A 23,920-nucleotide genomic window follows, 5' to 3' on the forward strand; every position below is an offset into this window, starting at 1 on the left:
GACGTCCACGGTGTCCACGCCCGTCGCGCACTCCAGCGGATATGACGGACATGGCGGATATGGATATTGTCGCCCGCTTCCGGTGACCGCCAGCCGCCGCGCGATCCGCCCGTCCGGACATCATCGGCTGATCGCGCATTCGGGCCGCGGCTGTTCCCGTTCGGGGGCAGGGTGAATCATCCGGTCCGCGGTCGCCTTATTTATGACGCTTTAACATCGAATGCCCGCCGTAGGTGACTATGGCGGGCATTTTCGTGAGCGGCTGTCCTGCGCGGCGCCGGCGGCCACGGGAGATCCGCCCGGTGCGGTCGTGGGCTGGCGGAGGTGTCCCGCCGGGCCTGGTCCTGCGTGCGCAGAGCCCGGTGCCGTGGAGGTCGTGGGCCGGCGGAGGTGTCCCGCGGGGCCGGTGGCCGCGGCGGCCACCGCCCACCGGGGAGACGCGGGCGCGGGAGGCATGGGCGGCGCGCTGCCCGGCCGGCGGCCAGGAGCGTCGCTGTCCGGCTGGCCTCGGCGAGAGCTGACCGGCAGGGAGACGGGAAAGCGCGCCCGCCGCAGCCGCCGACTGGTGCCACCTCACCCGGCCGGCCGTGGGCGGGCCCGCCTGGTGGGACGCCGGCTGAGCGCGCCCACGGTCAGCCGGCCACCAGTTCGCCGGCCCGGCACCCGGCGGGAGCCGGCCCGCCCGTGGCCGGGCGCGAGCCGGGTTCCCTTGCCCAGCGTCGTTCCCTTGCCCGTCGGGTTCCCTTGCCCGCCGTGCTCCCTGGCCCAGCGTCCGGCCCGGGGTGCCTCGCCGTGGGCCGGGACGGCCCCGCTCCCCTCCGCGTAGCTCCGCTGCCACGCTGGCCGTATTGCCAGTCGGTCATACTGTGATTGATCGCGCACCTTCGGTAGGCGAGTTGGGTGCGAGCGTCACGACGGGTTACGGATCAGGAGGTTCTGGTTACTTCCCATACTTTCTTCATGTTGTCTCTTTCACAAATCCTACGTAGCGTGGTAGAAACATCTCCGATGTAGCCGAGCCGGTGTATCCCAACAGGCAGAGGAGGCTGTCCTAAAAACAGCTCGAGTGTCGGTTCGACTCCGACCACCGGCACATTCAGATCTGTTCCGTGGCCGCCGGCCGGATCATTCCGGCCGGCGCTCGGTCATGCCAGCGGGCTATTCGCCCGAATGTCTCATCGTCATTGACACGTGACCCTTCCTCATGCTGGTCGCCGTCCGGTGCCGGCGGTTGTCGCCACGAGTTTCGCGATCATGTCGGCGAAGGCTTCGAGCGATCTTGCGGGCCGCTCCGGCGCCATCCGGCGCCGTCCGGTGGTCGTTCACGGGACTATGGGTACAGCCTCCGTCCGCGGCGTTCTACTCTGTATTCCGACAGGTTCGTCGATCGAGCGTGCCGATCGCCCGCGTCCCCGCTGATCCACTTTGTGGATCCAGATGTTGATCCACGCGGTGGGCGGCGCGGTCGGCCGAGCCCGGCGGCAGTTGCGATCTATACGCCCGGTTGGACGCGGGCGGCGGAAGGAGTCGTGTCCTGATGGCCGAGATGCGCTCGTCGAATCCGGTGTTCAGCCGGCGTGGCTTCGCCGGCTGGTCGGCGCCGTCCTCCTCCGGGTACGGCCCCGGTGGGTACGCGCCGCCGGGCGGGGGAGTCCCGCCCACCCCGACACCGGAGCAGCTCGCCGGGCTGTACCGGGCGCCCAGCGGGCTGACCGTCGACGACGTCGTCGTCCACACCCTGGGCCTGTTCGCGGTGATGGCCGTCACCGGGGCGGTCGGCTGGGCGATCGCCCCGACCACCCCCGCGGTCGGCTTCACCGCGATGTTCGCCGCGCTCGCACTGTCCCTGGTGATCTCTTTCAGCCGGCGGCTGCGGCCCGCGCTGATCGTGCTCTTCGCCGCGCTCGAGGGCCTGTTCGTGGGCGCGGTCTCCCGGTTCTACGAGGACGCCTTCCACGGGATCGTGCTGCAGGCGCTGCTCGGGACCGCGGTGGTCTTCGTGGCAATGCTGGTGGCCTATCGCAGCCGCCGGCTGCGCGCGACCGAGCGGATGGCCCGGGTCGTCTACGGGTCGTTGCTCGGCGTGGTCATGCTTGGCCTGACCGACCTGGTGGTCAGAGCGGTGTCGGGCAGCCATCTGCCGATCATCAATGACGCGTCCCCGCTCGGCATCCTGTTCAGCCTTGCTGTGCTCGTGGTCGCGAGCCTGCAGTTCATCCTCGACTTCGACTACATCGAGCGTGCGATCGCCGCTGGCGCTCCCCGTGCGGAGGCCTGGCGAGCCGGATTCGGGCTGCTCGTCGGATTTGTCTGGGTGTACCTGGAGATGCTCAGGCTGCTGTCGAAGCTGCGCGGCTGACCGGCTGGACCGCTGGGTCTGTCGTCGTGGGCGGGTGCCGCCCCGCCGCTCACCCGGAGCGGTCGGGGCCGGCGTGCTCGATCTCGATGCTGATCAGGCAGCGCTGGTCGCGGACCATGGCGGCGCGATAGTCCTCCCAGTCCGGGTGCTCGCCTGACAGCGTGCGGTAGTAGTCGACGAGAGGCTCCATGGCATCCGGGAGCGAGATGATCCGTGCGCGGCCCCGCACCTGGATCCACGGCCCGAAGAAGGCGTCGGGGAAGACGCACAGCCCGGCCCGCGGGTCGCGATGGAGATTGCGGACCTTGTAGGCGGTCTCCCTGCTGCTGATGACGAGTCTGCCGTCGGTGTCGACGCCGACGGTGACCGGTGACAGCTGCGGAGTCCCGTCCCGCCGGAAGGTGGCGAGGACGGCCCGATGGTTGTCCCGGACGTAGTCCCGGGCCGCTTCGATGTCCATGGGCTGATTCTCGCCCGGCCGGCCCGGTGGCACCGTGCCGAGTGCTCCTGCACTCGTCGCCGAGGGGGGAGGGCGACCAGGGCCCGGAGCTTCGTGGGGCTGCGACGCACATGGGCCGTACCGGGCCGGTCGGGCGAAGAAGGTTTATCGGGTGAAGAGGGGTATATCGGGTCAGGTCCGGATGGCGCGCCTGCGCAGATCCGCTTCGTGGACCACAGCCGCCGCATAGCAGTGCGGGAGCCCGTGCTCGTCCCGTAGCCAGTTCACGCGCTCGGAGAAGCGCAGGAGACCAGGCCCGCGATCCAGACATCCCAGCCAGTGGCCGACGTCGTGTCCGGTGATTCTGGGAATTCGTTCGATAAGGCTGTGGTGGGTCTCTTCGGAGCGTTGTTGCGACATTGGCGCCTCCAGTACTCACTGGTCAACCAGTCATGGAAGGAGAGTGCACCACCAGTCGGACAACGGCAAGACCCGCCACGGCTGTCATGGGGTAGCCTTTATGGATGGCCGAAGCGGATCCTGTGGCGATGCGGGATCTGATCACTTCGGGCGTGGCGCTCCTGGACGCGCCGCTGGCGGCACTGATCAGCGAGATACGGCGGTTGCGCGACCACGTCCACGGATGGACGCCGATCTCCTGGCGGGAGCCATGCGCTCCCTGCCAGCCGGACGCCGGCCCACCCGGGCCCGTGCCCAGGCCCGGCTCCGGGGCGGGCGCCGGCGGGGCGGGAGCGGCAGCCGGGCGCGGCGCCGGCACCCGCGCCGACCGGGTGCGTGCGCTGGCCGTCGAACTCGCTGACCTGGGTCGTGAGGCGGGATCCGGGCTTCCCCGGGGGGTCGCCCCACCACGCCTGGCCGACCATGCTCTTGCCGACCAGATCGCCGTACTGGCAGCGGACCTGATCGAGGCGCTGGCCGCGGGCGCCGCCGACGCCGCACCCGCACCCGCACCCGGTTCGTCCCATCGGGATGTTCTTGTGGAACGAGCCCGGCTGGCCGTCCACGCGGCTCGCGTCGATCTGGAGACGTCGCGGCGCCGGCGTGCCGGAGGCTTCCGCAGGTAACCGGTACCGGCGGCCGGCTCCTCCCGGGCGGCCGCCGTCCCGCGGATTTTCGCACTTCATGACACCGCGTCGGAAAGTGGATTCCCGCGATGACACGTGCTGGTCGGTGCCGACGATGCCCACCCCGACGCGCCGCCATTCTGGCGTCCCTTCGCGCCGGCGCCCCGGCGGTTTTCCGCGCTTTTGCTCCCTTTGTTCCGGAAGTTCCCTTGTATGACGGGTTCCTGGTGGGACGCCGGCGGCGCCGCGATACGGGCCTCGCCGGGTGGGTGGTGGGTGCCGCGCCCTGGGTGCGGGCCGCTGCTGGCTACGCTGCCGGGGCGACGGCCGCTCTGCTGGCCAGCCTGCTGGCCAGCAGGCTGGCCGGTCCGCTGGCCGGCCGAGGCCCCGCCGCGCTCCGAAACGTGTTCAGCATCACCCGAATAGGTGACCTGTGGGTGGAGTTCACGGATTACGAGCGCCAGCGGCTAACGCTCGCTACCTTCCGTCTATGGGTACGGTTCAGGCCAATGGCATCGAAATCGCATACGAGCTGCATGGCGACTCCGGTGGCTTGCCGCTCGTCCTGATCGGTGAGCTGGGCCAACAGCTCGTCGGCTGGCATCCTGATCTTATTCGGGCGATGGTGCGCCGCGGTTTTCAGGTTCTTGTGTACGACAACCGTGATGTCGGTCTTTCCACCCATTTCGACCAGTTGGGGCAGCCGGATCTCGTGGCCGCGATGTCCGGGAACGCCGATGCCGCCCCTTACACCCTCGACGACATGGCGGCCGACGCGGCCGGCCTGCTGGACGCCCTCGGCTGGCGGTCCGCGCACATCTTCGGGAGCTCCATGGGCGGCATGATCGCCCAGATCGTGGCGCTGTCCTTCCCGGCGCGGGTACGCAGCCTCACCTCGGTCTCGGCCGGTATCGGCAGCCGCGGTGCCGGGCGTGCCGCCCGGGACGCCGCCGCTGTCGTGCTCAGCCCGATGGTGGCGAGCCGGGAAGCGTACGTGGACGGGGCCGAGCGTGCTCACAACATCATCGGATCGGCCGAGTTCTCCCCCGACCGCGAGTGGATACGGCGGCGGGCCGGGCTGGCCTGGGAGCGTCGGTACGACCCGCACGGGACCGCGCGGCACCTGACCGCGGTCCTGGCCGCGGGGGACCTGACGCCCGGCCTCGTCCGGCTGGAGATCCCCACGCTGATCGTGCACGGGACGAACGACCCGCTGATCCCGGTGGCCAGCGGGCGCCTGACCGCCGCCGCCATCCCGTCCGCGGAGCTGCTGGAGGTCGACGGCATGGGGCACGACATCCCGCGCCAGGTCTGGGACCGCCTGCTGGACAAGCTCGACGACGTGGCCCACCGGGGCGAAGTGGCTGCCGCGGCACGCCGGGCGAGCGTTCCCGTCTCATGTTCCGGTTACTCTTAGTCATTAGTTGTAGTCGTCGGGCATCGTCGTCGTGCTCCTCACGCGTGGACGATGCCGCTGGTTCGGCGGCCGGCGGCTCCCCGGCGAGGCCGGTGCCGGTACGCTCATCCGCCGGCGCGGCCGGGTGCCGGCCGGGCCGGCCAGGCCGGCCGTTCCGGCGGGGCCGGCCCGCTGGAACGGATCCGACGGCCTCGCGGCCGAGGCTCCGGCGGACCCGCCGGGCCGCCCGGCCCTGTCGGGCTGTCGATCCTCACCTGGGATGCTGCCGGGCTGCCGGGCTGCCGGTCGTCGGATCCGCCAGCCCGTCGCGGCTGTCGGGGCCGGCCGCCGGGCCTCCTGGCCGGCCCAGTGGTCCCGGCTCCGGAGAGCCGGCCAGAGGATTCGGGAGGGACCTCGAGCGCGCGGGAAACACGTGTGGCTGTCGGTGATGGGACTGCCCACGGTGGAGGGACCTCGAGCGTGCCGGAAACATGCTCCGCCACCTGCCCGTTCCGGCCGGCTGGCCGGCCGTCACCCGTGGACCGGACGTCCCACTCATGGGCGTTCTTACTACCGAGTGTCCACAACTATCATTTTTGTTACATCTGTCCGTAGGTGTGGCGCCAGGGGGTGACTGTCCGAGATGTGACAAGAGCTGGAACGATGCTCTCCCAGTCGTCCAAAGGCCGCGCGCGATCATGTTTTTCGCGCGGACGGAGGCCTGCTGGTGACGGAACCAGAGGTTGCGTGATCATGATTTTCGCGCGCCGGGCCCGAGGGGCCGTGAGTACCGGTACCGACCCGCCGTACGACGGGTCTTCCGGCCTTGTTTGCATACTTCTTCCGTGACGGCAACCGATTACGATGAGGGATAAAGGCCATTCGCACAGTTTCGGTGCCGGGCGAGTGTCCGGCGTTCGTCGAACGATCGTCCGCCCTCGCCGGTGACGCAGATGGCGGGCGGCTACGGCGGTCCGCCCCGCTGCTCGTCGGGCTGGCGGTGGTGATCGCGCTCGGGGCGCTGGCGCTGGTGGTCCGGCATGCGGGTCTGCGCGAAGGCGAACGACAGCGGCTGTCCGACCGCACCCGGCTCGTCGAACGGGTCGCGGAGAACGCCTCCCGGACGTCCGACCCACGGCGGATGGGCGCGCTGGTCGCCAGCTTCTCCTTCGCGCCCGACCAGCCGGCCCACAACCGCCGGATGCTGGCGCAGCTGGCGATGAGGCCGGTCGGTGACACCAGCCTGCTGGCCGCCCTCGTCAGCGTCGACGGCACCCCGCTGGCCGCCGTCCCGGACGGGCCGCGGGTGACGGCCACCGATCTCGGCGCCGCCTGGACGGCGGCGCTGGCCGGGCAGCCGGCCATGTCGCCGGTGTTCCTCCTCGACGGCATGCCGGTGCGGGCCACGGTCGTGCCGGTGGGCGCGCCGCGCCCGTGGGCGGTGCTGGTGCGCGTCGTCGACGAGGGGGCGGCCCGGGAGAGCAGCGAGAAGTTCGCCGCTCTCGACAGCGTGTCGGGCAGCCTGTGCGACGTCGACGCGAGCGGTGTCGCGGCTGCCTGCTGGAAGCGGGATCTGCGGGGCCGGCGGCTGGTCGAACCGCGCGAGCTGGACGGCCTGGTCCCGGGCACGGTCCGGACGTGGCTGTCGGGCGGCGCCGGGGAGCAGGTGGTCAACGTCGCCGAGAAGCAGGCCACGACCGGATACGTCACGCTCTTCCAGCAGCCCACCGCGCGGCTGTTCGCGGACCTGCGGACCGCGGGGCGCCACGGGGACCTGACGCTGCTGGCCGTCCTGGCGGTCTGCGTCGGCGGGCTGGTCGTGTTCGGGCTGCGCCGCGAACGGGCCGCCCGGCGGGCCCGGGCGCGGCTGCACACCATGCTCGGAGGGGTCCGGGACATCATCGTGGTCGTCGGGGACGACCACGGGATGACCTTTGTCAGCCCCGCCGTGCGTGACCTGCTCGGCTACGACGCGGCGTCCTGGCTCGGCCGGGTGCTGACCGACTTCGCCGACCCCGCCGACGTGGCCCGGATCCGGCGGCTGCTGGCCGACCCGGCCGGGGGCACCGTCTTCGACGTGCGGCTGACCACCGCCGCCGGCCAGCCGCGCTGGTTCGACCTGGAGGCCAGCGACCTCACCAGCCATCCCGAGCTCGCCGGTGTGCTGGTGACCTGCCACGAGGTCGGGGAGCGCAAGGACCTGCAGGACAGGCTGAGCTACCAGGCGTCCCACGACCTGCTCACCGGTCTGCCCAACCGGGCGGTCTTCATGAGCGAGCTGGAGAAGGCGGGCCGTGCCTTCCGCGCCGGCGGCGCGCCGTTCGTGGTGCTGTTCGTCGATCTCGACCATTTCAAGCCCGTCAACGACGGTTACGGCCACGACGCCGGGGACGTCGTCCTGCGGGCCGTCGCGGAGCGGCTCGTCCAGACCCTGCGGGACGGTGACCTGGCGGTCCGGCTCGGCGGTGACGAGTTCGGGGTCCTGCTGCGCGGCGCGAACGAGGTGTCCGCCGCCGCGGCCGCCGGTCGGATCATCGAGCTGGTGCGTATCCCGGTCATGGTGGGTGCCTCGGCGGTCCAGGTAGACGCCAGCATCGGTATCGCGCCCTCGACGCTCGCCGTCGCGCGGCCCGAACATTTCCTGTGCGCCGCGGACAACGCCATGTACGAGGCCAAACGGGCGGGGAAAGGCCGTTTCGCCATGGCGTCCGCGGAACCGCCCAACGTGCCGCCGGGCCCGCGGCCCGCCGCGCCCGGCACCGGCACCGGGACCGGGACGGGCACCGGGACCGGGACCGATGACGTGCTCCTCCCGCCGCTGCCCCCGCCCACACCACTGTCGCTGCCCGAGCCGCGGCGGCCCGAGCTGCGGCTGCCCGAGCGGCGGCGGCCCGAGCGGCAGCCGGCCCGGCGCCGTCTCCCCCTGCCGGCCACGCCCGGGCCCCTCGCCTACGGCTGTCCCCCCCGCGGCTGGTTCGGCCGGCTGGGGCCACCGCTGGTGGCGGGCGGGGCCCTGCTCGCCATGGCCGTGGCCAGCCTGTGTCTGCAGACGCAGACCCGGCACAGCGCCGAACGGCAGCGCCTGGCCGAGCACGTGGCGTTCACCGCCATCGTGGCGGACGCGTCCATGCACAGCGTCGACAGCCAGCGTCTGATCACGGCTGTGTCGTCGGCGTCCTGGTCGCTCAGCGACCGGGACGCCGACGCCGCCGTGCTGCGCTCGTTCGCCGGATCAGGGGTCGGCGGCCGGAACTACGTCTGGGCGTTGGCCGGCCTGGACGGCCATCTGCTGGCCGCCGAACCGCCGTCGCTCACCCTGCCGATCGGCCCGGACGACCCGGCGTGGCGGGCCGCCCGGGCCGGCCGGGCCGGCAACTCGCCCGTGATGAACGTCGACGGGCTCTGGCGGGACTACGTGACGGTCCCGGTCCTGCGCGAGGGCCGGCCGGCGGCGGTCGTCGTCATCGGGGAGTCGCTGCGGGACTCGCCCAACCAGGCCAACCTCGCGAGCAGCGGCACGCTCGGGTTCGTCGTGGGCGGGCTGTCCGTGGTGGATGCGGCCGGCACGGTCATGTTCTCCTGGAATCCCGGCCTGATCGGCCAGCGGCTGGTGGCCGCGGCCAGCCTGGCGGCCCTGCGGGTGGGCGAGGCCCGGCAGATCGACGACGTCGTCGCCGGCGGCCAGGTCACCATCGCCTCGCCGCTGGCGAACCTGCCCGACGGCGGCTACGTGGTGTTCCAGCAGCCGGTCCAGGCCTTCTACGGGGACATCCGCTCCGGCCGGCTCGTCCGGGACGGCAGCCTGCTGGCCGTTGTCGCCGCCGCCCTCGTCGGGCTGACCGTCCTCAACGGCCGGCGTGAAGCGGCGATCCGCGACGAGCAGCGACGGCTGCAGGCCCTGCTGCACAACGCCCACGACATCGTGATCGCGACCAGGGCGGACGGGAAGATCATCTTTGTCAGTTCCGCCGCCGCGCTCCTGCTCGGGGTCACGGCCGGCTCCTACCTCGGCCGGCACCTGCCCGACGTCGCCCACCCGGACGACGCGGGCGCGCTGGCGGAGCTGCTGCGCCAGGCCACCGGGCTCGCTACTGGCGGCAGTGGTCCCGTTACCGGCGGCAGTGGTCCCGCTACCAGCAGCAGCGGGCCTGCTACCGGTAGCAGTGGCTCCGGTGTCGACAGCAGTGGGCCCGGTGCCGAGGCCGCGGCAGCCGCGGCCTCGGCGGCAGCGGCAGCGGCGGCGGGGGCCGCCGTGGCACGCGACGTCCGGCTGTCGGCCGCGGGCGGCGGCCACCGCTGGTTCGACATCGAGGCGATCGACCTGCGGGACCGCTCGGAGGGCACCGGCATCCTGCTGACCTGCCATGAGATCGGCGAACGCCGGGTCCTCCAGGACGAGCTGCGCTACCAGGCGTCCCATGACGCCCTCACCGGCCTGCCGAACCGGTCGGTGTTCGCCCGCCGGCTCGACGAGATCGCCGCTCAGCGTCCGGCATCGGCGTTCGCGGTCCTGTTCATCGATCTCGACCGGTTCAAGTCGGTCAACGACACCTACGGCCACAACGCCGGTGACGAGGTGCTGAGGATCATCGGTGCCCGCCTGCGGGACGCCGGCACCGAGCGGGACGCCGTCTGCCGTCTCGGCGGGGACGAGTTCGCCGTCATCCTGGGTGACGCCGACAGCGCCCGGGCACGCGATCTCGCCGACCAGCTGCTGGTGGCGATCCGACGGCCGATTACGGTCGGTGGGCGTTCCATTGCTATCGACGCGACGATCGGTGTCGCCCTTTCGGAGTCGCAGGACGCGCCGCCCGGCGCGGTCGTCCGCAGCGCCGATCTCGCGATGTACCGGGCGAAGGAGGCCGGCCGGGAGCGTCCGGAAGCCCGTCCGGAAGTCCTCCAGGAGGCACGCCAGGAGGCACGCCTGGAAGCCCGCCAGGAAGCCTGTGTGCCGTCAGCTGGCCAGCCCTGAGCCCCTGACTGACCAGCCCCAAGCGGTCTCATGATGGCTGTGGGCGGTTCCTAGCTGGCGGCTCGGCGTCGTCCGCCGCGGGCCCGCAGGTAGTCGCGTACGACGTAGCGGCCGAGCGCCCCCGGATCCGGAGAGAGCATCCGGCCGCCGTTGCGGCGGACGACCTCGTCGACGAACTGGACCAGCCGTGGCTCGTCGTCGAGCATGAAGACGTTGATCGTCGCCCCGCGGCGGGTGAGCCGGTCCACCTCGGCCAGGGTCAGCTCCAGGGTCTCCGGGACCGGTGGCCAGGAGAAGGACGGGGTGCCGTTGCGCATCAGGTGCGCGGTCGGCTCACCATCGGTGATCACCAGTACGACCGGTTCGGAATCCGGGTGCCGCGACAGCAGCCGGCCCGCGAGCATCAGGGCGTGCTGGAGGTTCGTGCCCTGGACGACCTCGGAGTCCAGGCCCGCGAGCTCCACCGGGCGCAGCAGCCGGGCATAGTCGGAGAACCCGACCAGATGGATCGTGTCCTGCGGGAACTTCGTGTCGATCAGGGTGTGCAGCGCCAGCGCCGTCGACTTCGCCACCCCCCAGGTGCCCCGCAGCGCCATCGAGTAGGACAGGTCCACCAGCAGGCAGACGGCCGCGGAGGAGCGGCGTTCGGTCTCGGTCACCTCGAAGTCGCGGACGTCCAGCTCGATCGTCCCCTCCGGGCTGGCGGGGCCGGCCCGCAGCACCGCGTTGCGCACGGTGCGTACCACATCGATCGATTGTGTGTCACCGAAGTGCCAGGGCCGGGACGTCCCGGTGGGCTCTCCGGCGGCACCGGCGTCCCGGGAGTCGTGATCGCCGCGGCCGCGGGTGTCCATCCGCTGGAAGATACGCGACAGCGCGCTCTGGCCGATGCGGCGGACCGCCCGCGGGGTCAGCTCCAGCTTGCCGGCGTTGCGGGTCAGGAAGCCCTGGCGCTCCAGCTCCTTCTCGATCTGCTGGAGGGTGCGCAGGTCGTCGACGGCGTCCCGGCCCAGTGCCCGGGCTACCGCGTCCGGGTCGACGTCCTCGAGGGACGCCCCGGGGTAGTCCTGGGACAGCGCGGCGGCGAGCTCGTCGAGCTCGGCCAGCTCCTCCAGGACGGAAGTGGCGTCACCCAGCCCGAGCGGCGTGTCACCGGTCATCGCGTCGCGGAAACGGCCGCGCCGGCCCCAGCCGAGGTCCGGCCGGGCGGCGCGCAGCGCCTGCTGCAGCCGGGAGAGCTCGGCCGCCATGCCCAGGTCCGCCAGCGCCGACGCCATCAGATCGGCCAGCTCCTGGCGCTGCTGGGGGGACAGGCCCGCCAGCAGCTGGGCAGCGGCGGCGGCGCGGCGCGCCAACGAGTCCACCAGCTCGTCCAGCGTCTGCGGGTTCTCCGGGAAGAAGTCGCCGAACGAGCGCATGAACCGCTCGAAAGCGGCGTCGGTGTGCTCACCGCGGGCGTCGGCCTCCAGCATGCCGTTGAGCGCGGCGAGCATTTCGGTGACCCGGGCGATGTCCTGCGGCGTGGCGTTCTCCAACGCCTGTTTCATGCCGCGGAACTGGGCGTCGAGCACCTCCCGGCGGAGCAGGTCGGAGATCTTCTCGAAGGTCTCGCGGGCCTGCGGCGAACGCCACTCGTAGTCGGCCAGCGTGTTCACGGCCCGGGCCGGGTCGGCCGGCAGCGCGTCGAGCTCGGCCTCGCGCAGCCGGGCGTCGTCGGACGGGTCGGGGAACAGCGCCGCGCGCTCCTGGCCGACGGCGGTGTCGAGGAGCTCCCGGACCTCTTCCAGGGTGCCGTCGAGGCGGCCGCGCGCCCGGGCCTCGCGCCGGCGGCGTTCCACCTGCCGGCGCAGGTCCTCAAGCCCGCGGCGCTGGCTGGTCCCGCGCCGCAGCAGCGCGTCCAGCGCCTCGCGCGGGGTCCGGCCGTCCAGGATGTGCGTGGACATCTCGTCGAGCGCGCCGGCGGCGTCGAACGGGGAGGCGAGCGGGTCGGGGCCGCCGTCCCACGGGCCGTAGCGGAAGCTTCCCGACCCGGCCGGGGCGCTCATGTGCCGTACACCGTGCGGCCCGGCAGCTCCTCCTTGGCCAGCCGCCGGTTGAGGTGCAGGCCCTCCATGGCCAGTTCCAGCCCGGCCGCGGCGAGCCCTGGCGCCTCGGCGCCGTCGACGTCCAGTTTCGCCAGGATCGCGGCGAGCCCCGGGACCGGGCCGACCCGCCGCAGCAGCTCCGCGGCGGGGACGAGGTCGCCGGTCTCGACCGGCCCCTCGGTCTCGAACCGCCGTTGCAGGCCGGTCAGGTCGGTGCCGGCGAGCCGGGCGCGGAAGGTCTCGGCGATGGCCCGGCGCAGCAGGTGCGCGAGGATCTCGTCCTCCCGGCCCTCCTCGAGCTGGTCGAACTCGATCTTCCCGCGGACCGCCGGTATGATCGCGGCGAGGTCGACGACCCGGGCGGTGGGGACGTCCTCGCCGGTCAGCGCCGCGCGGCGGACGGCCGAGGCGGCCACGGTCTCCGCCGCGGCCACCGACAGCCGGGCCGACACACCGGAGCGCCGGTCGACCTGGGGCGCGTCACGGACCAGCCGGGTGAAGCGGGCCACCACCTCCAGCAGGTGCTCGGGGACGGCGGGGGCGCCCAGCGGCGACCCCTTCCAGTCCAGCACCGCCTCCTGCCGGATCAGGGCCAGCTCGTCGTCGAGCCGCAGCGGGTAGTGGGTGCGCACCTCGGCGCCGAAACGGTCCTTGAGCGGCGTGATGATCCGGCCGCGGTTGGTGTAGTCCTCGGGGTTCGCCGACGCGATCAGGAACAGGTCCAGCGGCAGCCGCAGGATGTAGCCACGGACCTGGATGTCACGCTCCTCGAGCACGTTGAGCAGGGAGACCTGGATGCGCTCGGCGAGGTCGGGCAGCTCGTTGACGCTGAAGATGCCCCGGTTGGTGCGCGGGATCAGGCCGTAGTGGACGGTCTCCGGGTCGCCGAGGGTGCGGCCCTGGGCGACCTTCACCGGGTCGACGTCGCCGATCAGGTCGCCGACGCTGGTGTCCGGCGTGGCGAGCTTCTCGCCGAACCGTTCCGAGCGGTGCTTCCAGGCGACCGGCGTGTCGTCGCCGAGCTCGGCGAGCAGCAGCCGGCACCGGGCGCACACCGGCGCGTAGGGATGGTCGTTGATCTCGCAGCCGGCGACCACCGGCGTCCACTCGTCCAGCAGGCCGACCAGGGTGCGGATCAGGCGGGTCTTGCCCTGCCCCCGCTCGCCGAGGAAGACGATGTCGTGCCCGGCCAGCAGGGCCCGTTCCACCTGGGGGAGTACGGTGTCGTCGAAACCGATGATGCCGGGGAACCGGATCTCGCCGCCGGCCATCCGGGCAAGGGTGTTCTCGCGCAGCTCCGTGCGTACGGACCGGTGCCGGTGCCCTGAGTCGCGCAGGAGACCCAGTACCCCCGGTCCGGGGGACGGTGATGTCGGTCCGGGGGACGGTGCCGGGAACCCTGGCAGATCGAGCACCAGTCGACGGTACGTCCCCGCGCTCCGTCGCGCAGGGAAGTCGCATTGTGTCCACGTCCGGCATACCGGGTGTCTATCGGGAGGCACGCCGGACGTGGAATGTCAACCGGCCGGTTCCCGCCGGCCGACCGGGGCCGGTCAGTTGGAGTACGGCTCCACCGATACGATCTTGACGGTGGCCGAGCGCCCGTTGGGCAGGGTGTAGGTGACGGTGTCGCCCGCCCGGTGGCCGCTGACGGCCCCACCCAACGGTGACTGGGCCGAGTACACCTCCAGCGAGGTGCTGTGATCCTCCCGGGAACCGATCAGGAACCGCTCCGTCTCGTCGTCCCCCGGGAAGCGCACCTCGACCACGGTGCCCGGGCCGGCCGCGCCGTTGAACTGCGGGGCCTGCCCGACCCTGGCGTCGCGCAGCAGGTCGGTGAGCTGCCGGATGCGCGACTCCAGCTTGCCCTGTTCCTCCTTGGCCGCGTGGTAGCCGCCGTTCTCCTTGAGGTCGCCCTCCTCGCGGGCAGCTTCGATCTTGTTGGCGATCTCGACACGACCGGTCCCGGTGAGGTGGTCGAGCTCCTCGCGGAGCCGGTCATACGCCTCCTGGGTCAGCCACGTCTGCTGCGACACGCGTCACGCTCCTAGATTCCTCAAGAGGCCCGGAGACACGGGAAGAACCATGATCGTTCATCCTCCGGGTGCTCGTACGTCGACGGCCGTACGACACCTGCGACCGGCCCGCGGCGCGGGTCGGCCGTATCGCAGTCCGGCCTCGTCGGGCCCGTGCGGGCCCTGGACAGGGACAGTGGGTCGGGTGCTGGGAAACCGCGGGATGCACGGTTGGTCGGAGGCGGATTACGAAGCGATGGGACAGGGGCAAACGCCCAGCCTAACAGTTGGGATCGGTGTGGTACGGCCATGAGCAAGCGCCGCTGCTTGCCGTGCGAGGTGGGCCGGGAATCGGCCGCGCCGCCGGCCGCACCACCGGCCGCGCGCCGCGCGCCGGTAGCCCGCGCGGCTGTCAGCCCGCGCGGGCGATCTGACAGTCCTCGACCTCGACCACGTTCGCTTCCCGGGACGTGGCGAGCACGACCGTTGTGGTCGTGACCCGTCGGCCGTCCGGAGCCGGACCGACGACGATGTCGGTACGCCGGCCGACGACCTCGTTGTCCCGAGCACGTGCGCGGACAGTGCATTCTGCCACGGCGTTGGGTGACTTTTCCACATCGAATGTCAGCTCGGCCTGCGCCGGAGTGATCCGATAGGCACGGGTCCCGTAGTTCAGCCGCTGCGGATGGCTCTGCATCCACGCGGCGCCGAGTGCGGCGGCCACGATGATGACGAGCCCCACCAGCAGGAACCAGGGGGCGACCCGGATGCCACCGAGCCATGGGATGTCCAGCAGACGTCGCGCCACGGCGAACACGCCCGGCTTTCCCGTAGGGGAACCGGGTGATGGCGTAGAGGAACCGGCTGCGGAGGGCATCGGGAACAATGGTCGCATGTCCAAGGCGATCAACGAGGGCGGCCTGCGGCTCATGGCTGTCCACGCCCACCCCGACGACGAGTCCAGCAAGGGCGCCGCCACCATGGCCCGCTATGTCCACGAGGGCGTCGACGTCCTCGTGGTGACCTGCACCGGTGGCGAAGCCGGGACCGTTCTCAACCCCGCTCTGGATCGTCCGGACGTCCACGGACGTCTCGCCGAGCTACGCCGGGCCGAGATGGAGCAGGCTCGGCGGATCCTCGGCGTCCGACAGGTCTGGCTGGGTTTTCTCGATTCCGGGCTGCCCGAGGGCGACCCGCTGCCACCCCTGCCGGAGGGCTGTTTCGCCCGGATGCCCGTCGCCGAGGCGGCCAGGCCGCTGGTCAGGCTGATACGGGAGTTCCAGCCGCAGGTCGTGGTCACTTATGACGAGAACGGCGGTTATCCGCACCCGGACCACGTCATGAACCACAGGATCACTATCGAGGCGTTCGAGGCGGCGGGTGACCACACGCGGTACCAGGAGGTGGGCCAGGACATCGGCGTGCCGCCGTGGCAGCCCCTCAAGCTCTACTACCACCAGAGCCATCACAAGGAGCGGATGCTCGCCCTGCACGACGCGATGCGGGCGAGCGGGCGGGAGTCCCCGTACACCGCCATGCTGGAGAAGTGGGTCGACCACTCGGACGACTCCGGGCGGATCACCGCCAGGGTCCCCTGCGACGACTTCTTCGAGATCCGTGACCGCGCGCTGCTGGCCCACGCGACCCAGGTCGACCCAAACGGGCCCTGGTTCCGCGTCCCGCTGGAGATCCAGCGCGCGGCCTGGCCCACCGAGGACTACCAGCTCGCCCGTTCCCTGATCGAGGTGGGTGTGCTGCCCGAGAGCGACCTGTTCAACGGCATCCGCTGATCCTCGGCAGCACCCGCGGCCGGCCGGCGTCACCAGCCGGCATCACCGGCCGGCCGCGGGTGGCACACCCACCGGTGGCAGATGAAATCATCCGCAGCCGGGGCACGGCCGGCCGCCACCGGTCGTTGCTGGTGACAGGGGGTGTGACCGTGGGCATCCGCATCCGCATCCGCGCCCGTCTTGCGCACCTTGCACGCCTTGAGACCAATGAGGGGATCACATCATGGCGATCTGGGATCGTCTGCGCACCAGCACCGCGTCGATACAGCAACAGCTCAACGCCAAGAAGAACGACCTGAAGAGCGGTGCCTTCAGGGACGCCAGCATGGCCATCTGCGCCCTGGTGGCCGCCGCCGACGGGACCATCGACCCGGAGGAGCGCCGCAAGGTCGCCTCGCTCATCGCCTCCAACGAGGTCCTCCAGAACTTCCCGGCCGAGCAGCTCCAGCAGAAGTTCAACGACTACTGCAACAAGCTGCAGACCGACTTCGACTTCGCCAAGGTCGGCGTCATCCAGGACATCGGCAGGACGAAGAAGAAGCCCGCCGAGGCCCGCGCGGTGATCCAGATCGGGATCGTCATCGGGGGCGCGGACGGCCACTTCGACAAGTCCGAGCAGCAGATCGTCCGCGACGCCTGCTACGCGGTGGGGCTGGACCCCAACGAGTTCGACCTCTGACCACGGCTTCCACGGCCGGCCTCCCACCCGCCAGGGCCCCGTCCGGTACCTGCTGGCCGGGGCCCTGGCGGCGTCTGTCGACGCCCTGCCGGGCTTGTCCGGCGGTGCGCTCGGCGTAGGGTGTGAAGCGTGCCTCTAGCTGGACAGTTCCTCGCGCTTGAGGTCAGCGTCGGTACCAGCGGGTTCCTGGTCGTCCTGCTGCTGGGCCTCGCCGCTGTCGCTCTTTTCGTGATGATGCCGCGCAGCCTGGCCCGGATGCGCGGGAACGTCGCCAGTGGACGCTTCGGTGCTTCCGCCGCCGACCGCGACCGACCGGCCGACAGCCAGGACCCCGACGCCGGTATCCCGCCCCAGCACTCCCCGCGCGGCGAGGAGTAGGCGGTCCCCGCGCACCGGCCTCCGAGATGCTCCCGGCGGTGCGCTGGTCGCGCCGTGCGCCGCGCCGTGGCGAGCCGTGACGTGGACGGCCAGGCCGGAGCCGGGTACCGGACCCGTTACGGGCCCGGTACGAACCGGATATCCGCCACGGAATGCCGCCGCACCATAGGTGCAGAACGCCGCATTATTAGGTGCAGAACATTGCCGTGGTGGCGGCTGTCACCTACGGCTTCCGGATTCGTGGGTGGTTTTCGCTGTTGGTGCCGCGGTTTCTGCCTACGGGTCCCGGCTCAGCCTGCGTTGGCGTTTGAGCTCGGCCCGGTGTTTCTTGTCGGCCATGCGCCGTTGGACGGCGCGCGCCGACGGGCTGGTGGGGCGCCGCGCAGGCGGTGGGGGGCTGCTCGCCCCGCGCAGGATTGCGATCAACTTGCTCAGGGCGGCCTCCCGGTTGCGCAGCTGCGACCGGTGCTCGCTGGCGGTGACGGTGAGGACGCCGTCGACCAGCCGGCCCGCCAGCCGCTCAAGCGTCCGCCCGCGCAGCGGCCCGGGCAGGGACGGCGAGCGGCGGACGTCGAAGGACACCTCGACCCTGCTGTCCGAAGTGTTCACGCCCTGCCCGCCCGGCCCGCCCGACCGGGAGAACCGCCAGGCCAGATCGGACTCACGCAGGACGAATCCAGGGCGTACCTGCATGGGTGGGTAGGCCATTCTCCCATGGTGGCCCATCCTGGCGGCCGGGATTCCGGAAGGGCCGTGATCATAGCCACGGTCCGGGTGACCGGCCTGGCCGCCGGCTCATCCATGCGACCTTTGTATCGAGGCCGGCCCGGGTCGCGACTGCCGCGGCTGATGTGGGTATGACCGGCCATGAGCTGCTGATTTATCAACGATCGCGCACCATAGTGTCCCGCGTTACGCTCGAAAACAGCCACGGCGGGAGGGTTCCGGCATGACTACCAGGGGAGGACCCGCGTCCACTGTGAAGCGTCCGCATCTTGACGATCTTCTTGGCGGGCTCCTCGACGCCGGTACGTGGCGGTGCTGGGACCGCGCCCCCGAACAGCCCGCGCTGAGCGCCGCCTACGGCCAGGACCTGGCGCGGGCCAGTGAACGCAGCGGCGCGGACGAGGCGATCCGCACCGGCGAGGGCCATGTGGGCGGCCACCGGGTCGCGGTCGTGGCCAGCGAGTACGGCTTTCTCGGCGGCAGCGTCGGGATGGCCGCGGCCCGCCGGGCCACGGCCGCGATCAGACGGGCCACCGCGCAGCGGCAGGCCCTGCTGGCCCTGCCCGCCAGCGGCGGCACCCGCATCCACGAGGGCACCCCCGCCTTCCTCCAGATGCTGACGATCAGCAGCGCCATCGCCGAGCACCGGGCGGCGGGCCTGCCCTACCTTGTCTACCTGCGCCATCCGACGACCGGGGGCGTGCTCGCGTCCTGGGCCTCCCTCGGGCATGTCACGTTCGCCGAGCCGGGGGCGCTGGTCGGCTTCCTCGGGCCCCGAGTCGTCGAGGCGCTCACCGGCACGGCGCTCGGGCCGGACGCGCAGAGCCCCGAGACGCTGCGCCTGGCCGGCCTGGTGGACGCCCTCGTCACCCCCGAGGAGCTGCGGGAGAGCATCCAGCGGGTACTCAACGTCGTCGCGGGTGGCGGCGCTGCCGCTCCCCCGGGGCACGGCCCGGGGCACAACGACGTGGCGGGCCCGCCGGCCGGGCCGGCTGGCTCGGGGCCGTTCAGGATCACGTTGCCCGGTTCCCGGCCGGCTCGCAGCGGGCGGGATCCGTGGATGTCGGTGCTGGCCACCCGCGCGCCCGACCGTCCCGGCCTGCGCGAGTTCCTGGCGGTGGCCAGCGATGTCACACTGCTCGGCGCATCCAGCCTGGGCCGGGGTGTCAGCCAGGGGACGGACACGTCCGGTACGCCGATCGTCACCGCACTCGCCCTGCTGCGGGGGACGCCCTGCGTCGTCATCGGGCAGGACAGGTCGGCCCAGTGGCATCGGCGTATCGGCGTGGCCGATCTCGACGCGGCCCGGGACGCGGTGCGCCGGGCCGCTGACCTGCGGCTGCCGATCCTCACCGTCATAGACACCCCGGGCGCGGAGCTGTCGGAGGCGGCCGAACGCCACGGGATCGCCCCGGCGATCGCGCGTTGCCTGGCGACGTTGCTGACAACGCCGGTACCGACGGTGAGCGTGCTGCTCGGGCAGGGCACGGGCGGCGCCGCGCTCGCCCTGCTGCCGGCGGACACGGTCATCGCCGCCGAGGACGCCTGGCTCGCCCCGCTGCCGCCCGAGGGCGCCTCGGTGATCATGTATCGGGACGTCGGCCACGCCGCCGGCATGGCCCGCGGGCTGCGGATCACCGCCCACGATCTTCAGCGGCTGGGCGCGGTCGACCTGGTCCTGCCCGTCCCGGACGGCGGTGTGGACGGCGGCCCGAAGACGGCGGCGGACGTCCGCGGGTGGGTGGCCGGTCTCGCCGAGACCGCCGCCGCGTGCCTGCGCGCCGCCGTGGGGCTGGACCCGGCGACGAGGCTGGCGGCCCGCCGCGACCGCCATGACCAGCTGACGCCGTAACCTGACGCACCCGCGCGCCCACGAACGGCCCCGGCCCCGGACGGGGCCGGCTTCCTGGGCGTGGCCGGCCGCCCGGGCTCAGGAAGCCGGCCACGCTCAGGCGGGGGCCGGTCCGGGGCCGAGCCGGGGATCAGCCCAGGGCGATGTTGACGATCCGGCCGGGGACCACGATCAGCCGTTTCACCGTCCGGTCCGCGGTGTGCCGCGCGTACTCCTCGTGGCCGGCCACCAGATCGCGGACGGTCTGCTCGTCGGCGTCCGCGGGGACGTCGACGGTGAACCGTACCTTGCCGTTGACCTGCACCGGCAGCGTCACCGTGGACTCCGCCGCCAGCGAGGCGTCCCCCCGCGGGAAGGGGTGCCAGGCGAGCGAGCCGTCGTGGCCCAGCCGCGACCACAGCTCCTCGGCGATGTGCGGGGCCAGCGGCGCGACCATGAGGACCAGCGCCTCGGCGAGCGCGCGGGGCAGCCCGCCCGAGCCGCCGTAGCGCTTGCTGACGAAGTTGGTCAGCTCGATCAGGCGGGCCACCGCGGTGTTGAAGCGCAGGCCCGCGTAGTCCGCGTGGACGGCGAGGATCGTGCGGTGCAGCGCCCGGGTGGCCTCGGCGTCCGGCTCGGCGTCGGAGACGGCCGCCGTGCCGGTCGCCTCGTCGACGAGGTTGCGCCACAGCCGTTGCAGGAAGCGGTGGGAGCCGACGATGTCGTCGGTGTGCCAGGGCCGGTCCGCGTCCAGCGGGCCCATGGCCATCTCGTAGACCCGCAGGGTGTCCGCGCCGAAGCTGTCGTACATCTCGTCCGGGCTGACGCTGTTCTTCAGGCTCTTGCCCATCTTCCCGGAGCGCCGGTTCACCGGCTCGCCGTCGTGGGTGAACCCGCCGTCGCCGGTGCGGACGACCTCGGCCGCGGGCACGTACATGCCGCGGGCGTCGGTGAACGCGTCCGCCTGGATGTAGCCCTGGTTGAACAGCCGCTTGAACGGCTCCTTCGTCGAGACCAGCCCCAGGTCGTAGAGGACCTTGTGCCAGAACCGCGCGTACAGCAGGTGCAGGACGGCGTGCTCGACACCGCCGACGTAGAGGCCCACGCCGCCGTCGCCGGGCGGGCCGTCGGGGGTGTGCATCCAGTAGCGCTCGACCTCGGCGTCGACGAAGCGCTCGCTGTTCGTCGGGTCGAGGTAACGCAGGTAGTACCAGCAGGAGCCGGCCCACTGCGGCATGGTGTTGGTCTCGCGCCGGTACGTCTTCGGCCCGTCGCCCAGGTCGAGGGTGACGGTGGCCCAGCCGGTGACCCGTGCCAGCGGGGGGACCGGGTCGCTGACGTCGTCGTCGGCCGTGGCCGTCGGCCGGAAGTCGGTCATCTCCGGCAGGGTGACGGGCAGCAGTTCGTCCGGGAGCGCGACCGGCAGGCCGTCGTCGTCGAAGACGACCGGGAAGGGCTCGCCCCAGTAGCGCTGCCGGGAGAACAGCCAGTCCCGCAGCCGGTAGGAGCGGGCGGCGCGGCCCGCGCCGACGTCCTCCAGCCAGCGGACCGTCGTCTTGATCGCGTCCGGCTTCGACAGCCCGACGAGGGACGGCGCCGCACCCGGCGCCGAGAGGTACTCTCCCTCCCCGGCGAAGGCGGCCGGCCAGGTGTCCGCCGCCGCGCCCGCGGGCACTCCGTGTTCGGTGCGCCAGTCCTCGCTCGGCGCGAGCACAGCAGGGACGGGCAGGCCGAACTGCCGGGCGAAGGAGAAGTCGCGCTGGTCGTGCGCGGGAACAGCCATGATCGCGCCGGTCCCGTACCCCATCAGGACGTAGTCGGCGAGGAAGACCGGGATATCGCTGCCGGTGACCGGGTTGGTGACGTACGCGCCGGTGAAGACGCCGGTGCGCGGGACCTCGTCGGTGCCGCGCTGACGGTCGCCCAGGCGGGCGGCGTACTCCCGGTAGGCGGCCACGGCCGCCCGCGGCGTCCAGGCTGCCCGGTCCGGCGCCGGGACGCTGTTGTCGGCTCCCGGGGCGGCACCGGCGGCGTCCCGCGGCTCGGTGCCCGGGGTGAGGGGCGGGTCGGTGAACGTCCAGTTGACGGGGGTGTCCGGCGGCCAGGTCCGCGCGGTCAGCGTGTCGACGAGGGGGTGCTCGGGGGCGAGCACCATGAAGGTGGCACCGGCCAGGGTGTCGGGACGGGTGGTGAACACCTCGACGCGGACGTCGGAGCCGGCCGCGGGGAACTCGACCGTGGCGCCATCGCTCGGCCCGATCCAGTTCCGCTGCATCTGCTTGATGGAGTCCGGCCAGTCGACCAGGTCCAGGTCGGCGATCAGGCGCTCGGCGTAGGCGGTGATCCGCAGCACCCACTGGCGCAGCGGGCGGCGGAAGACCGGGTAGTTGCCGATGTCGCTGCGCCCGTCGGCGGTGACCTCCTCGTTGGCGAGCACCGTGCCGAGGCCGGGGCACCAGTTGACCAGCTGCTCGGAGATGAAGGCCAGCCGGTAGCCGTCCACGACCTGCCGGCGTTCGGTCGGGCCGAGCGCCGGCCAGGGCCGGTTGTGCGGGTTGGCGCTGCCCTTGGGGACGCGGGTGCCGGCGGCGAACTCGGCGACCAGCTCGTCGATCGGGCGGGCGCGGTCGGCCTGGTCGTCGTACCAGCTGTTGAAGATCTTCAGGAAGATCCACTGTGTCCAGCGGTAGTACGCCACGTCCGTGGTGGCGATCTCGCGGCGGGTGTCGTGGCCCAGCCCCAGCCGGCCGAGCTGGCGCCGCATGTTGTCGATGTTGGCTTCGGTGGTGACCCGCGGGTGCTGCCCGGTGTTGATGGCGTACTGCTCGGCCGGCAGGCCGAAGGCGTCGTAACCGAACGGGTGCAGGACGTTGTAGCCGGTCATCCGCAGGTAGCGGGCGAACACGTCGGTGCCGATGTACCCGAGCGGATGCCCCACGTGCAGGCCGCTGCCGGACGGGTAGGGGAACATGTCCATGACGAAGAACGGCGGCCGTCCGGCGACCTCGTCGAAACCGTCCGACAGCGGGCCCCGCGGGTTGGGGGAGTGGAACGTCCCCCGCCGCGACCACGCCTGCTGCCAGCGGCGCTCGATCTCGCCGGCGAGCCGGGCGTCGTAACGGAACGGCAGGTCCACGGCTCCGGCCGCGCCGCCTGTGACCGGCTCAGCGTCCACCGGCCGGGTGTCATCTTCACGCCCGGTGACGGTGTGGCCGGCGGCAGCGTCCCTGGTGTCCCGCGCGCCGGCGTCCCGCACGGCGTTGCCGTTGGTGCCGCTGTGCTCGACACGGCTGTGCTCGGTACTGCTGGTCATCTCTCATCATCCTCAGGTCAACCCGACCCGACCCGTCCCGCGGACCCTGCGGGAATCCGCGGATCACGACAGCGGAACCAGCTGTGCTGGCTCATGGCAGGCACACGCGGATGGTGTCGATCGTTGGTTCGAGCCTATCCGGAGCCTGTGAACCGGGGCTGGCAGGCCGGGCCGGAAGGCCCGGAAGGTATGGTGCCCGCCAGCGGGTACGAGAGCCGAAGGTACCGGACGCAGGCCAGGCCGATGCCGGCCGCGATCAGGTGGCCGGCGGCGGTGAAGTCGCGGGTGCGGACCGCGGCGAGGACGAGCGGCGCCAGCAGGCCGCCGACCAGCGGCCACCGCCGGTGCGCCCGTGCCGTGGCGGCGAGCACCGTGGCACAGGCGATCAGGCCATAGCTGGCGCCGACGTCGACGGCCTCGGTGACATGCCCGCCGACAAGCCCGGCACGTTGGCCCAGCAGCAGCCCGCCGGCGACGAGCAGGCTCGCTCCGACATGCCCGGAGGCGAACACGCCGAGTGCCGGTCGGGGGCCGGCCACCCGTTCCAGCGGCGCGAGCAGCGCCGCCACCGCGGCGGCCGTCTGCGGGAACGTGCCCCTTTCGAGCCAGAACGCGCTGGCCACCAGCACGTACAGCGGGCGGCTGCGCAGCCCCGCGAGGTTGGTGGACCGGCTGCGCAACAGGCGCTGGTAGGCGTCCTGGTCGAGCCGGTGGACGACCGCGAGCACGGCCGAGGTGACGCTCAGGACGCAGAGATAGGCCATGGCCAGGGGCGCGGCCCGCCAGGCCCGGGCCAGCGGGTCGTCCCGGCTTGCGGACGCCGTCCGCCGTACCCGCGGCCAGGTCCGCGGCA

Annotated in this window: 17 protein-coding genes and 1 tRNA gene; 9 read left to right on the forward strand and 9 right to left on the reverse strand. The window is 72.1% G+C overall.

Features of this window, described 5'->3' with window-relative positions; translation table 11 throughout:
• Positions 1 to 1,018: 1,018 nt before the first annotated feature.
• Both AC5LUJ_RS02510 and AC5LUJ_RS02515 read left to right on the forward strand, forming a co-directional pair.
• A tRNA-Leu gene (locus tag AC5LUJ_RS02510) sits at positions 1,019 to 1,093 on the forward strand.
• A gap of 444 nt (positions 1,094 to 1,537) precedes the next feature.
• Positions 1,538 to 2,359, forward strand: coding sequence for a Bax inhibitor-1/YccA family protein (locus AC5LUJ_RS02515; protein WP_250286394.1), 822 nt, complete (start codon positions 1,538 to 1,540; stop codon positions 2,357 to 2,359).
• Positions 2,360 to 2,408: 49 nt separating this feature from the next.
• On the opposite strand, the gene AC5LUJ_RS02520 is transcribed toward AC5LUJ_RS02515, so the two are convergent.
• Together AC5LUJ_RS02520 and AC5LUJ_RS02525 are read right to left on the reverse strand one after the other, a co-directional pair.
• On the reverse strand, positions 2,409 to 2,819 hold the full coding sequence (locus AC5LUJ_RS02520; RefSeq protein ID WP_250286395.1) for a PPOX class F420-dependent oxidoreductase: 411 nt from the start codon (positions 2,817 to 2,819) through the stop codon (positions 2,409 to 2,411).
• Positions 2,820 to 2,990: 171 nt separating this feature from the next.
• Positions 2,991 to 3,218, reverse strand: coding sequence for a DUF4287 domain-containing protein (locus tag AC5LUJ_RS02525; protein ID WP_013872262.1), 228 nt, complete (start codon positions 3,216 to 3,218; stop codon positions 2,991 to 2,993).
• Positions 3,219 to 3,346: 128 nt separating this feature from the next.
• On the opposite strand from AC5LUJ_RS02525, the gene AC5LUJ_RS02530 reads away from it, so the two are divergent.
• From AC5LUJ_RS02530 to AC5LUJ_RS02540, 3 genes are all read left to right on the forward strand, one after another.
• Positions 3,347 to 3,883, forward strand: coding sequence for a hypothetical protein (locus AC5LUJ_RS02530; protein WP_493464393.1), 537 nt, complete (start codon positions 3,347 to 3,349; stop codon positions 3,881 to 3,883).
• A gap of 490 nt (positions 3,884 to 4,373) precedes the next feature.
• Positions 4,374 to 5,300 (forward strand): alpha/beta fold hydrolase, encoded by a 927-nt coding sequence (locus AC5LUJ_RS02535; protein ID WP_493464394.1) that lies wholly within the window; start codon positions 4,374 to 4,376, stop codon positions 5,298 to 5,300.
• Positions 5,301 to 6,174: 874 nt separating this feature from the next.
• Positions 6,175 to 10,251, forward strand: a complete 4,077-nt coding sequence (locus AC5LUJ_RS02540; RefSeq protein ID WP_493464395.1) for a diguanylate cyclase domain-containing protein — start codon at positions 6,175 to 6,177, stop codon at positions 10,249 to 10,251.
• A gap of 50 nt (positions 10,252 to 10,301) precedes the next feature.
• Here the strand turns inward: AC5LUJ_RS02540 and AC5LUJ_RS02545 are convergent, their stop codons facing one another.
• From AC5LUJ_RS02545 to AC5LUJ_RS02560, 4 genes are all read right to left on the reverse strand, one after another.
• On the reverse strand, positions 10,302 to 12,296 hold the full coding sequence (locus tag AC5LUJ_RS02545) for a vWA domain-containing protein (protein ID WP_250281505.1): 1,995 nt from the start codon (positions 12,294 to 12,296) through the stop codon (positions 10,302 to 10,304).
• A complete protein-coding gene (locus tag AC5LUJ_RS02550; protein WP_493464406.1) occupies positions 12,293 to 13,741 on the reverse strand; it encodes a magnesium chelatase ATPase subunit I in 1,449 nt (482 codons plus the stop codon). The genes AC5LUJ_RS02545 and AC5LUJ_RS02550 overlap by 4 nt, the downstream gene beginning before the upstream one ends.
• A gap of 147 nt (positions 13,742 to 13,888) precedes the next feature.
• Entirely contained in the window at positions 13,889 to 14,371 is a 483-nt protein-coding gene (gene greA / locus AC5LUJ_RS02555; RefSeq protein WP_250281503.1) for a transcription elongation factor GreA, read from the reverse strand.
• 391 nt (positions 14,372 to 14,762) lie between these two features.
• The gene (locus AC5LUJ_RS02560) at positions 14,763 to 15,158 is read right to left on the reverse strand and encodes a DUF4307 domain-containing protein (RefSeq protein WP_493464396.1); all 396 of its coding nucleotides are present in this window, start codon (positions 15,156 to 15,158) and stop codon (positions 14,763 to 14,765) included.
• Between the two features lie 85 nt (positions 15,159 to 15,243).
• Between AC5LUJ_RS02560 and mca the strand changes: the two genes are divergently transcribed.
• From mca to AC5LUJ_RS02575, 3 genes are all read left to right on the forward strand, one after another.
• Positions 15,244 to 16,140, forward strand: coding sequence for a mycothiol conjugate amidase Mca (mca, locus tag AC5LUJ_RS02565; protein WP_250281499.1), 897 nt, complete (start codon positions 15,244 to 15,246; stop codon positions 16,138 to 16,140).
• 223 nt (positions 16,141 to 16,363) lie between these two features.
• The gene (locus tag AC5LUJ_RS02570) at positions 16,364 to 16,819 is read left to right on the forward strand and encodes a tellurite resistance TerB family protein (protein ID WP_250281497.1); all 456 of its coding nucleotides are present in this window, start codon (positions 16,364 to 16,366) and stop codon (positions 16,817 to 16,819) included.
• Between the two features lie 129 nt (positions 16,820 to 16,948).
• Entirely contained in the window at positions 16,949 to 17,197 is a 249-nt protein-coding gene (locus tag AC5LUJ_RS02575; protein ID WP_250281495.1) for a hypothetical protein, read from the forward strand.
• Between the two features lie 276 nt (positions 17,198 to 17,473).
• On the opposite strand, the gene arfB is transcribed toward AC5LUJ_RS02575, so the two are convergent.
• Positions 17,474 to 17,890, reverse strand: a complete 417-nt coding sequence (arfB, locus tag AC5LUJ_RS02580) for an alternative ribosome rescue aminoacyl-tRNA hydrolase ArfB (RefSeq protein ID WP_250281492.1) — start codon at positions 17,888 to 17,890, stop codon at positions 17,474 to 17,476.
• A 256-nt stretch (positions 17,891 to 18,146) separates the two neighbouring features.
• Here arfB and AC5LUJ_RS02585 point away from each other — a divergent pair, with 256 nt between their 5' ends.
• The gene (locus AC5LUJ_RS02585; RefSeq protein ID WP_250281490.1) at positions 18,147 to 19,775 is read left to right on the forward strand and encodes a carboxyl transferase domain-containing protein; all 1,629 of its coding nucleotides are present in this window, start codon (positions 18,147 to 18,149) and stop codon (positions 19,773 to 19,775) included.
• Positions 19,776 to 19,905: 130 nt separating this feature from the next.
• Here AC5LUJ_RS02585 and AC5LUJ_RS02590 read toward each other — a convergent pair whose 3' ends face one another.
• Positions 19,906 to 23,067: a leucine--tRNA ligase gene (locus AC5LUJ_RS02590; protein WP_250281488.1), complete on the reverse strand. Its 3,162-nt coding sequence runs from the start codon at positions 23,065 to 23,067 to the stop codon at positions 19,906 to 19,908.
• Between the two features lie 134 nt (positions 23,068 to 23,201).
• Positions 23,202 to 23,920: rhomboid-like protein (locus AC5LUJ_RS02595; protein WP_493464397.1), on the reverse strand; the 719-nt coding region annotated here is incomplete at its 5' end.

The sequence above is a fragment of the Protofrankia sp. CiP1_Cm_nod3 genome (assembly GCF_982290655.1).

Coding starts and splice junctions, on each gene's coding strand:
- AC5LUJ_RS02515 (WP_250286394.1), top strand. CDS start 1,538: ATGGCCGAGATGCGCTCGTCGAATCCGGTGTTCAGCCGGCGTGGCTTC.
- AC5LUJ_RS02520 (WP_250286395.1), bottom strand. CDS start 2,819: ATGGACATCGAAGCGGCCCGGGACTACGTCCGGGACAACCATCGGGCC.
- AC5LUJ_RS02525 (WP_013872262.1), bottom strand. CDS start 3,218: ATGTCGCAACAACGCTCCGAAGAGACCCACCACAGCCTTATCGAACGA.
- AC5LUJ_RS02530 (WP_493464393.1), top strand. CDS start 3,347: ATGCGGGATCTGATCACTTCGGGCGTGGCGCTCCTGGACGCGCCGCTG.
- AC5LUJ_RS02535 (WP_493464394.1), top strand. CDS start 4,374: ATGGGTACGGTTCAGGCCAATGGCATCGAAATCGCATACGAGCTGCAT.
- AC5LUJ_RS02545 (WP_250281505.1), bottom strand. CDS start 12,296: ATGAGCGCCCCGGCCGGGTCGGGAAGCTTCCGCTACGGCCCGTGGGAC.
- mca (WP_250281499.1), top strand. CDS start 15,244: ATGTCCAAGGCGATCAACGAGGGCGGCCTGCGGCTCATGGCTGTCCAC.
- AC5LUJ_RS02570 (WP_250281497.1), top strand. CDS start 16,364: ATGGCGATCTGGGATCGTCTGCGCACCAGCACCGCGTCGATACAGCAA.
- arfB (WP_250281492.1), bottom strand. CDS start 17,890: ATGCAGGTACGCCCTGGATTCGTCCTGCGTGAGTCCGATCTGGCCTGG.
- AC5LUJ_RS02585 (WP_250281490.1), top strand. CDS start 18,147: ATGACTACCAGGGGAGGACCCGCGTCCACTGTGAAGCGTCCGCATCTT.
- AC5LUJ_RS02590 (WP_250281488.1), bottom strand. CDS start 23,067: ATGACCAGCAGTACCGAGCACAGCCGTGTCGAGCACAGCGGCACCAAC.